This is a genomic window from Streptomyces sp. CAU 1734, from assembly GCF_039888735.1.
Taxonomy (GTDB): domain Bacteria; phylum Actinomycetota; class Actinomycetes; order Streptomycetales; family Streptomycetaceae; genus Streptomyces.
On sequence record NZ_JBDQQP010000005.1, the window covers coordinates 198,873 to 211,352 of the forward strand.

Here is a 12,480-nt window from a genome sequence, read left to right on the forward strand (position 1 = left end):
GGGCCGCTGTTCCTTGTGCCCGGAGCCCGTGCCGTGCCCGCAGGCCTGCGGCACCCGGCGCCGCGCGGCCGGCTCCCCGCTCGCCGGCCGCTTCCATCGCCCGGCGCTCCCGGGAGAACGGGAGCGCCGGGCGATGGGGCAGCCGAGGGCGGAATCCGCGCCGTACACGCGGGCCGGCCGGGCCAGGGCCGTCAGCCGGTGCGGCGCCCGGATTCGCGGAGACGTTCGCGCAGTGCGGCGGTGCCGGATTCGGCGAGCCAGTCCGCGAGGGTACGGAGCCCGGGGTGGATGACGCGCAGCACCTCGATATCGGCATGCCAGCGGGATCCGGCCTCCCAGTCCTCCCGGACCCGGGCGATCTCGGGGTGGAGCGCGGCGGCCCCGGCTCGGGTGATCCGCTCATAGCGCACCGGCACACCCGTGGCCTCGCTGATCGCGGCAGCCGCCTCGGCCGGGGTGAGGGCGTCCCCGGCCAGCTCCAGACTTCTCCCCGCGAACAGGTCCGACCGGTCGAGCGCGAGCGCGGCGAACTCCGCGATGTCCTCCACCGCGATGATCTGGACAGGTTCGTCCGCCGGGAAGATGTGCCGGTGCACGCCGTCGACGATGCCGTCGAGACCGGTGAGCGCCGAGCCGAGATAGTTCGACATGAAGCGCACCGGGCGCAGCACGGTCACCGACCGGATCCGCTCGCGCAGACGCTCCTCGATGCGTCTCTTGCTCTCGGAGCCACCCGGTTGACCCGGTGTGGAGGCGACGCCCGTGAACACGACATGCCCGATTCCGGCGGCGGACGCGGCATCGGCCAGTGCCCGTCCCCGGGTGAGTTCCCGCTCCGTGTCCAAACCGTCCGGCCCGAACGCCACCGGGGGTACGGCGAAGAGTGCCGCCGCTCCCTCCAGCGCCGCCGGCAGACTCGCCGGGTCGTCGAAGTCGCCCCGCACCAGCTCGGCCCCGGCGCGCTCAAGCGCTGCGGCGGCGGGCGCGGCCGTGTCCCGTACCAGCGCGCGCACCGGCCTGCCTGCCGCCAGCAGCCGGCGGGCGGTGGCGCCGCCCTGCCGGCCGGTCGCACCGGTCACGACGACCGTTCGGTCAGTGGTCATGTCGTCCTCCACCCCGGATGGTCGGTGGGCTCGGTCTGGTTGGGCCCGGGGTGATGTGGAATGCTCCACCCGGTTGAGTCCGACGGACAAGGGGTTACGTGACATGGCCGCAGCTCCCCGGGACACCGGCCGCACCTCCCCGCGCACCGGTGGGGCCTCCGGGGACATGGCCCGCGCTTCCGCCGACACCGGCCGGGCCGACGCCCGCCGCAACCGCGCGAAGGTGCTCGCCGCGGCTTCGCGGGCGTTCGACGAGGACGGCCCGGACATCTCCCTCGGTGCGGTCGCCCGGCGGGCGGGGGTGGGCGCCGGCACCGTGTACCGGCACTTCCCCGGCAAGGAGATCCTGCTGGAGGCCGTACTCGCCCGGCGGGTCGACGAACAGGTGGACGCCGCCCGGCGGTGGGCGGCCCGTACCGACCCGGTCGCGGCGTTCTTCGGCTTTCTGCTGGAAGTGATCGACACGTCCCAGGGCCGCCGTCATGTGTGCGACGCCCTGACGGCGGAGGCCAACTGGCCGCGCCCGAGCCTGACCGCGTCGGCGCGGCGGTTCCACCAGGCGCTCGGTGAACTGCTCGACGCCGCCCAGCGGACGGGCGGGGTCCGCACCGATATCGGCGCCGACGATGTCGCCGCGCTCACGGTCGGCTGCGCGGCGGTGCGCTCCGCCCACCGCGACCCGGACGGCGGCACCCGCATGGTCCGACTGGCGCTGGAGAGCCTGCGGAGTCCCGCACCCGTCACGGAAGTCCGGGGGTTTCGTGACGCGCCCGGCGCACTCCACACGGCACCGCGCTGCGAGGAGTGCGGTGCCGGGATCGAGCCCCGGCCCACTGGCCGCCCGGCCCGCTACTGCGGCGCGACCTGCCGCCAGCGAGCCCATCGCCGTCGCCCCTGACCCGCAGAATCGTCCGGGCGGAGAGCGCGTCGCCGGCGCCGGGGAGTGCCGCGCACCGGGCGGCCGGTCGCCACGGGCGGTGCCCCGCCGTACCGGTCAGTGCTCTGTTGTCCCGCGCGGCGCGCTCACAGCTCCCGGCGCATGGCGACCCGGCACCGGCGGTCGAGTCCGATCTCCCGCTCGTGGTTCCGGATGTGCCGCAGTCCCTCGGTGAGCTCGTCATCGGCGAGGACCCGGAAGCCGAGCCGGGTGTAGTAGGGGGCGTTCCACGGGACCTCGGCGAAGGTGGTCAGGGTCAGCGCGGTCAGGCCGCGGGCGGTGGCGCGCGCCGCCAGGTGGTCGATGAGGCCCCGGCCCAGACCGCGGTGGGCGGCGGAGGGGTGTACCGAGACCTGTTCGACATGGGCCGCGCCGTCCACCTCGTCGTGGAGCAGATATCCGAGCGGCCGGTCCGCGCCGTCCGTCGAGACCCATGCCCGGCCGTCCCGGCGGTACCCCTCCAGGACCTCCGTCGCCGGCGGCTCGTCATCGGCGATCTCCGGCATGCTGAGCGCGCGGAACAGTTCTCCGGCGGCGCGTTCGATGTCCTGGAGCAGGGGAAGTTCGGCCGCGGTGGCCTCGCGGATGATCTGGGCGGTCATCCGGCGATTATCCCCGTCCGTCCCCGCCGGCCGGGGGCGGGGGGCCGGGTCACGCGCCGGCCGAGACGAGCTGCGAGGCACGGTCGTTGGCCGGCTGCGGGCTGCCCGCGAGATCCATGGTGAAGAGCGGGATCCCCAGCTCGTCCGCGCGGAGCCGGGCGTCGTCGGCGTACCCGGCCAGTGAGAAGAAGACGGCCGACTCGGACGACACCAGTCCCTTGAGCCAGACACACTCGATGTCGCGCGCGGTCGCGGGCAGCATCGACGCGTCGACCCGCGCGATCAGTCCGGGCCCGGACAGCTCCGCGGCCGGCACGGCCGGTGCCCGCTCCGGCGGGGGCTCCCGGCGCACATCGCGGAACCCGAGCCAGTCCAGATACAGCTCCGCCGCGGCCACGGCGTCCCGTGCGGTGCGGATGGCGACCGGCTGGAAGGACGGCCGGGCCGGGACGGGGGGATCGGCACGGCCGGCCGAGTCGGCCCGGTCGCGCGGCGGCTGTTCCGGCGGCTCGGCGGGCGCGCCCGGCCCGGCCGGGGCCGACGGCACCACCGGAATCCGCAGCAGGGTGCCGCAGGGGCAGCCCAGCTCGGGCTGCGGCCAGTGGCTGTGGATCCCGCACTCCGGGCAGCGGACCTCCACCCACTCCTCGTCCCAGGTCCGGTGGACGATCAGCTCGGGCGCGGCGGCGGGCACCAGCGGCGGGGCCACGGGCGCGCCGCACACACAGGGGTGGACGGGAGAGGTGAAACGGTGATCGCGCCGACAGGACGGACACCGCACCGATACGGAATCGGCCATCGCTCACCCACTCTGTTCCGGCCTGAGCCCATCATCGTCCACCGGGAGCGGTGCTCCGGAGTGCCGGGGTGTCCCGGACCTCCCCGGTGTCCCGCCCCGGCCTGTCCGCACATCAGCTTGTCGTATCCGGAATGTGCCCGTGCCATCAGGGCGGTGAGTGAGGTGCGGGCGGCGCGGATCCGGTACTGTGCGCGGGCTCCGCCCCAGAGGGCCGGTGCGTGGCCGGCCGTTCCGGTCCGGCGCTAGGTTGTGCGCGTGCGATTGCGAGTGGAGTTCACAACCGAGCCCTTCGACCTGGACGAGACACCGGACCATGCGGTGGTCGCCCGTGAGGTGATACGGACCGCCGGCCTCGAAGCGGTGGACGTCGGCCCGTTCGGCAACACGGCGGAAGGCGGCGCGGAGACCGTCATCGCCGCCGTCGGCGCGCTGCTGCGGCGTACGCTGGAATCCGGGGCGACCAGGGTGACCCTCCAGGTCAATGTGGTTGACGAACCGGCCGGAGAGGCCGCCCGATGACTCATCCGGAAGCTCCGGCCGGCCAACCTCCCGGCCGCCCGGACCACCCCGGGCATCCGCTGGCCCGCGCCGTCCTGCCCCTGGTGGAGGCCATGGGCGCGGAGCTCCTGGACCCGGCCGAGGCGTCCCCCGACGACATCGTCCTCAGCTGGGAGGGCCGCGAGATCGTGGCCGTCCGGCTGCCGCGCCTCGCCGACTCGCTGGACAACATCCTCACGGGACTGGAGCGCCGGCACGGCATGCCCCTCGCCGAACTGGACCGCAGGGCCAAACAGGAGGTGGTCCGCGGTCTGGAGGCCCGGGGCGCCTTCTCCGTACGCCACGGTGTGGAGACGGTCGCCGCGGCGCTCGGGGTCAGCCGCTTCACCGTCTACAACTACCTGAACAGGGAGAACGCCTCCCGCGAGGGGTGACATCGGCAATGGCCCCGGCCATGCGCCGTGCTCCGGCGCGGAGTTGGCGCGGCCGGGGCTCGACACCCCGAATTTCAACAAAGTGTTGACGCTCGGGGCGGGGAGGGCGTTAGCTGGCCGCAGCCCGCCCCAAGCCGTGCGCACCCTCGCGGAGGCCCTGTGACGAGTCCGTACCCGCTGCCGGGAGCGCCCGGCGCGCGTCCCGGCCACGACGGTCTGCGCCGCTTCAACACCGCCGGCGACCACGGGACCGCCGCCGCGCTCCACCGGGTGTGCGCCTCGTCCGCCTGGGGGCGCGCACTGCTCGCCGGACGCCCGTACGCCTCCCTCGCCGCACTGCTCGCCGCGAGCGACGCGGCCGTGACGGAGCTGTCGGCGGCGGAGCTCGACGCCGCGATCGGGGCTCATCCACCGATCGGCCGCCCCCCTCCGGGGGACCCGGTGTCCGCCCGGGAACAGCGCGGAATGGCCGGCGCGCCCGCCCGCCTCGCGGCCGAGATGCTCGAACTGAACCTCGCCTACCAGGAGCGGTTCGGGCAGGTCTTCCTGATCTGCGCCACCGGTCTCACCGCCGGACAGCTGCGGGACGCGATACGCGCCCGGCTCGGCAATCCGCCCGGTATCGAGCGCGAGACCGTCCGTACGGAACTGGGCAAGATCAATCGGATTCGTCTCACCCGGCTGGTGACGGACTCACCGGACGGATGAACCGCGACCCCCTGCCCCACGGCCCCTACTGAGGTGGCGAACACATGAGCAGTGCGCATGAGCGGCCGGAAACCACCGCACCGGCCTCCACGGCACCGGCCTTCTCCCCGTCGGCGTCCTCTCCATCGGCGTCCTCCGCTTCGGTCTCCACGCATGTCCTCGACACCGGCATCGGCAGCCCGGCCCGGGGAATCGCCGTCACCCTGTCCGTCCGTCGCGGCCCGGACGGCGGCGGATGGACGGAGCTCGGCGGCTCCGTGACGGACGGGGACGGCCGGTGCGCGGATCTCCCGGCGCTGCCCGAGGGCACGGACCGGGTACGGCTGGCCTTCGGCACGGAGGCGTATCACGCGGCCCGGGAACCGGCCGGGGGTCCCGTCCCCGAACCGGCCGGGGAAGCGTCCCGCGCGCCCGGCGCTCCCGCCCCCCGCGCCGCGTTCTTCCCCGAAGTGGCGGTGACCTTCTCCGTCGCCCCGGGCGAGCACCACCATGTGCCCCTGCTGCTCAGCCCATTCGGATACTCCGTATACCGAGGGAGTTAGCCTTCGATGACCCCCGCTTCCCATGACACCGCCCATACGGTGACGCTCGGCCAGAATCAGTACGGAAAGGCGGAGAATCGCGTCGTCAGAATCACCAGGGACGGCGCGACGCATCACATCAAGGATCTGACCGTCTCGATCGCGCTCTCCGGCGACATGGACGAAGTGCACCGTTCCGGATCCAACGCTCATGTTCTGCCGACCGACACCGCCAAGAACACGGTGTACGCATTCGCCCAGGAGTACGGAATCGCATCGGCGGAGGCGTTCGGAATCGAGCTGGCCCGCCATTTCGTGACCTCCCAGAAGACCATCCACCGGGCCCGCGTCCGGGTGGAGGAGCACTCCTGGCAGCGGATCGGGATCGACAGGGGCCGGCCGGGCGGACACTCCTTCGTCCGCTCCGGACAGGAGACCCGGGTCGGCCAGATCACCTATGACGGCGAGTCCTGGCAGGTCATATCCGGCCTCAGGGATCTGTCCGTGCTGAATTCCACGGACTCCGAGTTCCACGGCTACATCAAGGACCGCTACACCACCCTCGAAGAGGCGTACGACCGGGTTCTCGCGACCGACATATCCGCACGATGGCGGTACCACTGGAGCTCCGACACGGCCCCGGCTCCCGACTGGGACACCTCGTACCGGCAGGCCCGGGAGGACATCCTCGGCGCTTTCGCCGAGACCTACTCGCTCTCGCTCCAACAGACCCTGCACCGGATGGGCGCACGCGTCATCGAGAACAACCCGGCGGTGGACGAGATCCGCCTCTCACTGCCGAACAATCACCATTTCCTGGTGGATCTGGAGCCGTTCGGGCAGCCCAATGAGAACGAGGTCTATTTCGCGGCGGACCGCCCCTACGGACTCATCGAGGCGACCCTTCTGCGCACCGGCGCGGAGCCGGGGATTCCGGTCGATCTGACCAGTCTCTGAGCCGGTCGATCCGACCAGCCTCCGAGAACCACCCGGGCGCGACACGAGCGGAGAATCGAGAATCAGCCATGGTGACCACCCGTACCGTCATCGAGAACTGTGCCGTCGCGACCGTCGACGCCCATGACACCGAACACCCCACCGGTCATCTCGTCATCGCCGGCAACCGGATCGAATCGGTCGGCCCGGGACCGGCGCCGGCGGGGGTGGAGAATGTCACCCGGCGGATCGACGCCACCGGGCATCTCGCCACCCCGGGGCTGATCAATACCCACCACCATTTCTATCAGTGGCTGACCCGGGGGCTCGCGACCGATCACCACCTCTTCGACTGGCTGGTCGCCCTGTATCCGACCTGGGCACGGCTGGACGAGGAGATGGTCCGTGCCGCGGCACACGGCTCACTCGCCATGATGGTGCGGGGCGGGGTCACCACCGCCATGGACCACCACTACGTCCATCCGCGGGGCGCCGGCGATCTCTCCGGGGCGATCATCGAAGCGGCGCGCGAGACCGGCGTGCGGTTCACCCTCGCCCGCGGCTCCATGGACCGGGGCGTGTCGGACGGCGGTCTGCCGCCGGACTTCGCCGTCGAAACCCTGGAGGGCGCGCTGGCCGCGACCGAGGAGACCATAGACCGCCACCACGATCCGTCGCCCGACTCCATGACACAGATCGCGGTGGCTCCCTGCTCGCCCTTCTCGGTCTCCACCCAACTCCTCACCCAGGGAGCCGAACTGGCCCGCCGCAAGGGCGTACGGCTGCACACCCACGGCTCGGAGACCACCGAGGAGGAACGCTTCTGCAGGGAGTTGTTCGGCATGGGCCCGACCGACTACTTCGCGTCCACCGGCTGGCTGGGCCCGGATGTGTGGATGGCGCACTGCGTCCACATGAACGACACGGACATCGCCGCCTTCGCCCGCACCGGCACGGGAGTGGCGCACTGCCCGTCGTCCAACGCCCGGCTCGCGGCCGGTATCGCACGCGTTCCCGACCTGCTGAAGGCGGGCGTCCCGGTCGGACTCGGAGTCGACGGCACCGCCTCCAACGAGACCGGTGAACTCCACACCGAACTCCGCAACGCCCTGCTCATCAATCGTCTCGGCGCGCACCGCGAAGCCGCGCTCACCACCCGCCGGGCCCTCCGGCTGGCCACCCACGGCGGGGCCCGGGTGCTGGGCCGGGCGGCGGACACCGGCTCACTGGAACCGGGGAAACTCGCCGATGTGGTGCTCTGGCGCATGGACACCCTCGCCCATGCCTCCATCGCCGATCCGGTGGCGGCACTGGTCCTCGGCGCGCCCGCGCCCGTGACGCTCTCACTGGTCGGCGGCGTGCCCGTGGTCGAGAACGGCAGGCTGACCCGGGTCGACGAGGACGATGTCGCCCGCTCCACCCGCCGGGAGGCCCGGCGGCTGGCGGAGCTCGCGGCCCGCGGCTGAGCGCCTCCGGGCCCTGCTCCCGGCTCTGTCCGGCTCTGCGCTCAAGGAGTTGAAGCCGCAGCTCAGAGGCGTTGTCAGACCCTCGTGCCATGCTCTGCGACATGGAACTCGATCAGGTTTTCGTGGACTTGGACAGCGTGCGCTGGGCCGAGGTCGAACATGCCTATGGCGAAGCCGAGGACCTGCCCGGGATACTGCGTTCGCTCGCCGGTGACGAGGACCAGGCGCGCGAGGCGCTGGACGAATTGTGGAGCAGCGTCCTGCACCAGGGCACGGTGTACACGGCCACGGCGGAGGCGGTGCCGTTCCTGGCCCGGATCGCCGCGGCCGGGGTGCGCACCGCCGAGATGCTGGTGCTGCTCGGCGGAATCGCCGAGAGCGACGACGAGTTCGAACTGCCGGTGCCCGGGGCCTGCCGTGCCGCGGTCCGGGAGCAACTGCCGCTGATACTGCCCCTGATCGGAGCGGGGGAGGCCGAGGTGCGCAGAGCCGCGGTCTGGGCGGCCGGGCGCACCGGCGCGGCCGGCGCCCTGCCCGCGCTGCGCCGCCGCTGGGGCCACCGGCCCGAGACACCGGGCGTCCGGGCCGAACTGCTCGCCGCCCTCACTCATGTCGACCCGGCGGGCACCACCGGCATCGCGGCGGCGGCGATGGCCCCCGGTGAGCCGCCCGAGGTACGCCTGATCGCGGTCATGGCCCAGCTGGACGCCCGGGTGCCCTGGTCCGCCGCCCACCACGACACCATGGTGGAGCTGCTGCCGGCCGCTCCCCGGGTGGCGGGCCGCTTCAGCATGCGCCGCAGCGAGCCGCTGCACTACGCGGTCGACGCGCTGCTGTGGCGCGACACCGACGAGGACCGCACGGCCGCCCACCGGCTGCTGGAGGCCGCCCTGCGGCTCCCCGACCCCGAAGCGCGCGGTGAGGCGCTCTGGGTGGCCGAGCACGCCTGCACCATCTCCCGCAGCGCCCCCGCCCGGCTGGCCCCCGCGGTCCTCGCCCTGCTGGCCGACCCCTCCTTCACCCCCGACGCGGCACTGCTGCCGCTCCTCGACGAGCTGGGACCGCATGCCCTCCCGGCGGCTCCCGCGCTGGCCCGTCTCGCGGCACAGGGCGGGGACTTCGCCGACCGGCTGCTCGGGGCACTCGCCCGGATCGCCCCCGAGCAGCTCATTCCCCTGCTCGCCCGCGACCCGGCGGACCGCGACCGCGCCCTGGCCGCCCTGACCCGCCTCCCGGGCCGCCCCGGCACCGCCGTCCCGGTGCCGTACGCCCCGGAGCTGCTCAACGCCATCCGTATCCGGCTCACCGAGATCGTCCACACCGAGGAGGCCGATCCGTCCGAGATCGTCCGGCTGGCCGCGCTCCCCGCCGCGTGGGGACACCGGGCGGCGGCCGCCCTGCCCGAACTGACCGCGGCCTTCCACCGCTTCCCGGCCCAGGTCGCCCGGGTGCTTGCCGAGGTCTGCCCGCCCGAGTCCCGGGAGGACATCGCACGGGCGCTGCGCGGGGCCGCCGGATCGGGTGAGCCGGCCGCCCGGTTCGCCGCCGCCGGGGCGCTGCACACCCTCACCGGTGAGCCGGACCCGCTGGTGCGTGTGGTTCAGGACGTACTGCGGGACCGGGTGGACACGGAGCCGGAGATGCTCACCGCCGCAGGCGAGCTCGGCCCCCGGGGCATGGTGCTGGTCCCGGCGCTGCGCGCCGCCCTGACCCCGCCGGGCACCTGGCGGAGCAATCCCGTGATGGAGACGGACACCGCCGCGGCGCTGGCCCTCTGGCGGCTGACCGGCGACGCCGAGGAGCCCGTGCGGGTGCTCGCGGGTGTCCTGGCCGAGGCGGCGGAGGGGAGATATCGCGACGGCCCGATCGCCGGTGCGGTCCGTGCGGCGGCCCGGATCGGTCCCGCCGCCCGGCCGCTCGCCCCCGCACTGGAGTCCCTGCTGGATCGGCCCGACCACGCGCCGGCCGCGATCCTCGCCCTCCGTGACATCGGCCGGGCCCTCGATCCGTCCCGCGCGGCCGGTCTGCTGCTGCTGTCGGCGGAGTGCCAGGCGGATCCGATCACCGCGCTGGAGGCCCTTCGGGGGCTCGGGCCGGGCGTGCTGACCCGGGAGCATCTCGGACGCCTCGCCGTCCTGGCCGAGAGCGATCTGCGGGTGGTGACCAGGCCGCTGCTCGGCCCGCCCGGCGGGATATCCCCCGATGAGCGGCTCCGCGCACGGGCGCGGGAAGTTCTCGACTCCGAGGGTGCGGGGGAAGCGGCGGCACCGGCCGGCGCGCCCTGAGCGGCTCGGTACGCCCCGGGCCCGCCCCGTATCGGCGCGGGGGCGGGCCCGGGGAGTGGCACCGCTACAGGTCCGTACGGCCGGCGCGCATGCCGTCATGGGCCGGCCGGCGACTCCTCCGTACCCCGGTGAGAGGCCGTGCGGAGTGCGGACGGCCGGGTGTCACCGTGCCGCGAAGTGCTCTTTCCGCACTTCGGAGAGGCTGCCCTCGGCCACATCGAAAATGAATCCGCGGATGTCTTCCTTGTGAGGGATGAACGGATCGACCTCGATGCGTCGGATCGACTGGCAGATGTCGTCCTGAAGACTCTTGAACGCTTCCGGTGCCCATCGCGGGCGGATTCCGGTCTCGTCCTCGATCTGCCGCTTGAAGGCGTCGTCGGTGAAGGTCTGCATTCCGCAGTCCGTGTGGTGGATCAGCATGATCCGGCGGGTGCCCAGCAGCCGCTGACTGATCGCCAGGGAGCGGATGGTGTCCTCGGTGACCGCACCGCCCGCATTGCGGATGACGTGCGCGTCTCCTTCCTGAAGGCCCAGCATCGCGTAGACGTTCAGCCGGGCGTCCATGCAGGCGACGATGGCGAGTCGCCGATGGGGCGGCATGGCGAGCGGCCCGGCGAAGGCCGCCGCGTAGGCGGCGTTGTTGGTCAAGTATTCATCGGTTACGGACATGGGTTTCCTCGGGTTTGAATGCGCCGGTGCTACCCGGATTTCCGTACCGCAAGATAGCCATCAGAAATTCGAACGCGGAAGTTACGCGCCTCCGTGCGCCATGGGACTGTAATAAATGGGGAGGTGGGGGTTCGAAGATGGAATACCCGTGCGATGGATGATTCCGGAGTTCTTCCGGATGCGCGGGAGGGCCGGCGGGTTGGGCGGTGGCCCGCGGGCCCGTCCGCTCGGACCGGCCCGCCCCGTACCGCCGGTTCGGGGGCACCCGCCCCGTACGGCGGACCGTGTCAACCCGTGCCGTACGGCGGGACCGTGTCGACCCTCCCCGTACCGCCGGACCGTGCCGATCCGTTCCCGGCGGATCCGGCCGGCCGTCATGGGTGAGGTCATCGTCCGGCCCATCCCGGGAGAACCCGCCCGTCCGGCCCGGCGAATCCTCCGGTTCCGGGCTCCGATCGCAGGTGGGGGCTTGCTGTCCGGCCTCACATGTGCCAGAAAGGTCTGGACCATTCCCGTCCGCTTGCGGAGGTCCCGCCAGTGCAACGTCCCCCCACCCTCACCGCGTTGGCCGTACTGGCCGCGCTCACCGCCCTCACCGCCTGCGGAGCAGGTGACGACAAGGACACCGAGGCCCCCACCACGCCGTCCGATGTCACCGCGCAGGCGGGCAGTGCCACATCGGTCCATGTGATGTGGCAACAGGCGACCGACAACGAGGCCGTCACCGGCTACGAGGTCTTCCAGAAGGGCAAGAAGGTCAAGACCCTGCCCGCCGGCAAATCCATGGTCGACATCAACCAGCTCAGCCCCGAGACCGCGTACAGCTTCACCGTACGAGCCCGGGACGCGGCCGGGAATCTGTCGAAACCGAGCCCCGAGATAGCGGTCACCACCCCCGCGCCGACGCCCGACGACGAGAAGCCCCCCACCTCGCCGGTCAAACTGCGGGGCAAGCTGGACGGCAACGCCGTGGAGCTGAGCTGGGGCGGTGCCACCGACAACACCGGAGTGACCTCCTACGACATCTACCAGGAGGACTCCCGCATCCACAGCGTCCCCGGCACGGGCACGACCGCCCGGGTCACCGGATTGCGCCCCGGCACCGTCTACACCTTCACCGTGCGCGCCCGGGACGCGGCCGAGAACTCCTCGGCCGACAGCAACGCCGTGGATCTGACCACCCCCGCCGCCGCGGGGGAGGGTCCCAGCACCGCGCCCACCGGTCTGCGGGCCACCGCGCGCAAGGGCAACATCGATCTGACCTGGACGCCGCCGAAGAGCGACGAGCCCATCGAGTCCCATGAGCTCTATCTCAACGGCAAGCTCGCCACCACCATCGTCTGGGGCGCCCTCCCGGCCGACGGCAAGGCCGCGTACACGCTCACGGTCTCCGACCCGCCGGGCACCCGCTACAGCATCAAGCTCCGGGCCAAGCTCCCCGACGGGAAGTGGGGTGACTTCTCGGCCCAGCGGACGGTGGTGGTCCGCTGACCCGTCCGGCGCGCCCCGGGGCATGAGG

At 72.7% G+C, this 12,480-nt stretch carries 13 protein-coding genes; 9 read left to right on the forward strand and 4 right to left on the reverse strand.

The window, feature by feature from the left end:
* Positions 1–191 precede the first annotated feature (191 nt).
* The gene (locus AAFN69_RS11520) at positions 192–1,103 is read right to left on the reverse strand and encodes an NmrA family NAD(P)-binding protein (protein ID WP_347728293.1); all 912 of its coding nucleotides are present in this window, start codon (positions 1,101–1,103) and stop codon (positions 192–194) included.
* Positions 1,104–1,206: 103 nt separating this feature from the next.
* Between AAFN69_RS11520 and AAFN69_RS11525 the strand changes: the two genes are divergently transcribed.
* Entirely contained in the window at positions 1,207–2,001 is a 795-nt protein-coding gene (locus AAFN69_RS11525) for a helix-turn-helix domain-containing protein (RefSeq protein WP_347728294.1), read from the forward strand.
* Between the two features lie 125 nt (positions 2,002–2,126).
* On the opposite strand, the gene AAFN69_RS11530 is transcribed toward AAFN69_RS11525, so the two are convergent.
* Together AAFN69_RS11530 and AAFN69_RS11535 are read right to left on the reverse strand one after the other, a co-directional pair.
* Positions 2,127–2,642 carry a GNAT family N-acetyltransferase gene (locus AAFN69_RS11530; protein ID WP_347728295.1) on the reverse strand — a complete coding sequence of 172 codons (516 nt, stop codon included), beginning with the start codon at positions 2,640–2,642 and terminating at the stop codon, positions 2,127–2,129.
* A gap of 49 nt (positions 2,643–2,691) precedes the next feature.
* Entirely contained in the window at positions 2,692–3,441 is a 750-nt protein-coding gene (locus tag AAFN69_RS11535) for a hypothetical protein (RefSeq protein WP_347728296.1), read from the reverse strand.
* Positions 3,442–3,696: 255 nt separating this feature from the next.
* On the opposite strand from AAFN69_RS11535, the gene AAFN69_RS11540 reads away from it, so the two are divergent.
* The 7 genes from AAFN69_RS11540 to AAFN69_RS11570 all read left to right on the forward strand — a co-directional run bounded on the left by AAFN69_RS11540 (position 3,697) and on the right by AAFN69_RS11570 (position 10,289).
* Positions 3,697–3,960: a hypothetical protein gene (locus AAFN69_RS11540; RefSeq protein ID WP_347728297.1), complete on the forward strand. Its 264-nt coding sequence runs from the start codon at positions 3,697–3,699 to the stop codon at positions 3,958–3,960.
* A gap of 92 nt (positions 3,961–4,052) precedes the next feature.
* The gene (locus AAFN69_RS11545) at positions 4,053–4,373 is read left to right on the forward strand and encodes a helix-turn-helix domain-containing protein (protein ID WP_347728528.1); all 321 of its coding nucleotides are present in this window, start codon (positions 4,053–4,055) and stop codon (positions 4,371–4,373) included.
* Between the two features lie 216 nt (positions 4,374–4,589).
* Complete coding sequence (gene uraD, locus AAFN69_RS11550; protein ID WP_347728529.1) at positions 4,590–5,081, forward strand: 2-oxo-4-hydroxy-4-carboxy-5-ureidoimidazoline decarboxylase; 492 nt, start codon at positions 4,590–4,592, stop codon at positions 5,079–5,081.
* A 44-nt stretch (positions 5,082–5,125) separates the two neighbouring features.
* A complete protein-coding gene (uraH, locus tag AAFN69_RS11555) occupies positions 5,126–5,623 on the forward strand; it encodes a hydroxyisourate hydrolase (RefSeq protein ID WP_347728298.1) in 498 nt (165 codons plus the stop codon).
* 6 nt (positions 5,624–5,629) lie between these two features.
* A complete protein-coding gene (pucL, locus tag AAFN69_RS11560; RefSeq protein WP_347728299.1) occupies positions 5,630–6,559 on the forward strand; it encodes a factor-independent urate hydroxylase in 930 nt (309 codons plus the stop codon).
* A gap of 68 nt (positions 6,560–6,627) precedes the next feature.
* Positions 6,628–8,004 (forward strand): 8-oxoguanine deaminase, encoded by a 1,377-nt coding sequence (locus AAFN69_RS11565; RefSeq protein WP_347728300.1) that lies wholly within the window; start codon positions 6,628–6,630, stop codon positions 8,002–8,004.
* A gap of 101 nt (positions 8,005–8,105) precedes the next feature.
* Positions 8,106–10,289 (forward strand): hypothetical protein, encoded by a 2,184-nt coding sequence (locus AAFN69_RS11570; RefSeq protein WP_347728301.1) that lies wholly within the window; start codon positions 8,106–8,108, stop codon positions 10,287–10,289.
* 162 nt (positions 10,290–10,451) lie between these two features.
* Here AAFN69_RS11570 and AAFN69_RS11575 read toward each other — a convergent pair whose 3' ends face one another.
* Complete coding sequence (locus AAFN69_RS11575; protein ID WP_347728302.1) at positions 10,452–10,961, reverse strand: carbonic anhydrase; 510 nt, start codon at positions 10,959–10,961, stop codon at positions 10,452–10,454.
* Positions 10,962–11,498: 537 nt separating this feature from the next.
* Between AAFN69_RS11575 and AAFN69_RS11580 the strand changes: the two genes are divergently transcribed.
* The gene (locus AAFN69_RS11580) at positions 11,499–12,452 is read left to right on the forward strand and encodes a fibronectin type III domain-containing protein (protein WP_347728303.1); all 954 of its coding nucleotides are present in this window, start codon (positions 11,499–11,501) and stop codon (positions 12,450–12,452) included.
* Positions 12,453–12,480 lie beyond the last annotated feature (28 nt).

Excerpts from the sequence above, each read along its gene's own strand:
- pucL (WP_347728299.1), top strand. The coding sequence starts at position 5,630 with ATGACCCCCGCTTCCCATGACACCGCCCATACGGTGACGCTCGGCCAG.
- AAFN69_RS11570 (WP_347728301.1), top strand. The coding sequence starts at position 8,106 with ATGGAACTCGATCAGGTTTTCGTGGACTTGGACAGCGTGCGCTGGGCC.
- AAFN69_RS11565 (WP_347728300.1), top strand. The coding sequence starts at position 6,628 with ATGGTGACCACCCGTACCGTCATCGAGAACTGTGCCGTCGCGACCGTC.
- AAFN69_RS11525 (WP_347728294.1), top strand. The coding sequence starts at position 1,207 with ATGGCCGCAGCTCCCCGGGACACCGGCCGCACCTCCCCGCGCACCGGT.
- AAFN69_RS11520 (WP_347728293.1), bottom strand. The coding sequence starts at position 1,103 with ATGACCACTGACCGAACGGTCGTCGTGACCGGTGCGACCGGCCGGCAG.
- uraH (WP_347728298.1), top strand. The coding sequence starts at position 5,126 with ATGAGCAGTGCGCATGAGCGGCCGGAAACCACCGCACCGGCCTCCACG.
- AAFN69_RS11535 (WP_347728296.1), bottom strand. The coding sequence starts at position 3,441 with ATGGCCGATTCCGTATCGGTGCGGTGTCCGTCCTGTCGGCGCGATCAC.
- AAFN69_RS11545 (WP_347728528.1), top strand. The coding sequence starts at position 4,053 with ATGGGCGCGGAGCTCCTGGACCCGGCCGAGGCGTCCCCCGACGACATC.
- AAFN69_RS11530 (WP_347728295.1), bottom strand. The coding sequence starts at position 2,642 with ATGACCGCCCAGATCATCCGCGAGGCCACCGCGGCCGAACTTCCCCTG.
- AAFN69_RS11575 (WP_347728302.1), bottom strand. The coding sequence starts at position 10,961 with ATGTCCGTAACCGATGAATACTTGACCAACAACGCCGCCTACGCGGCG.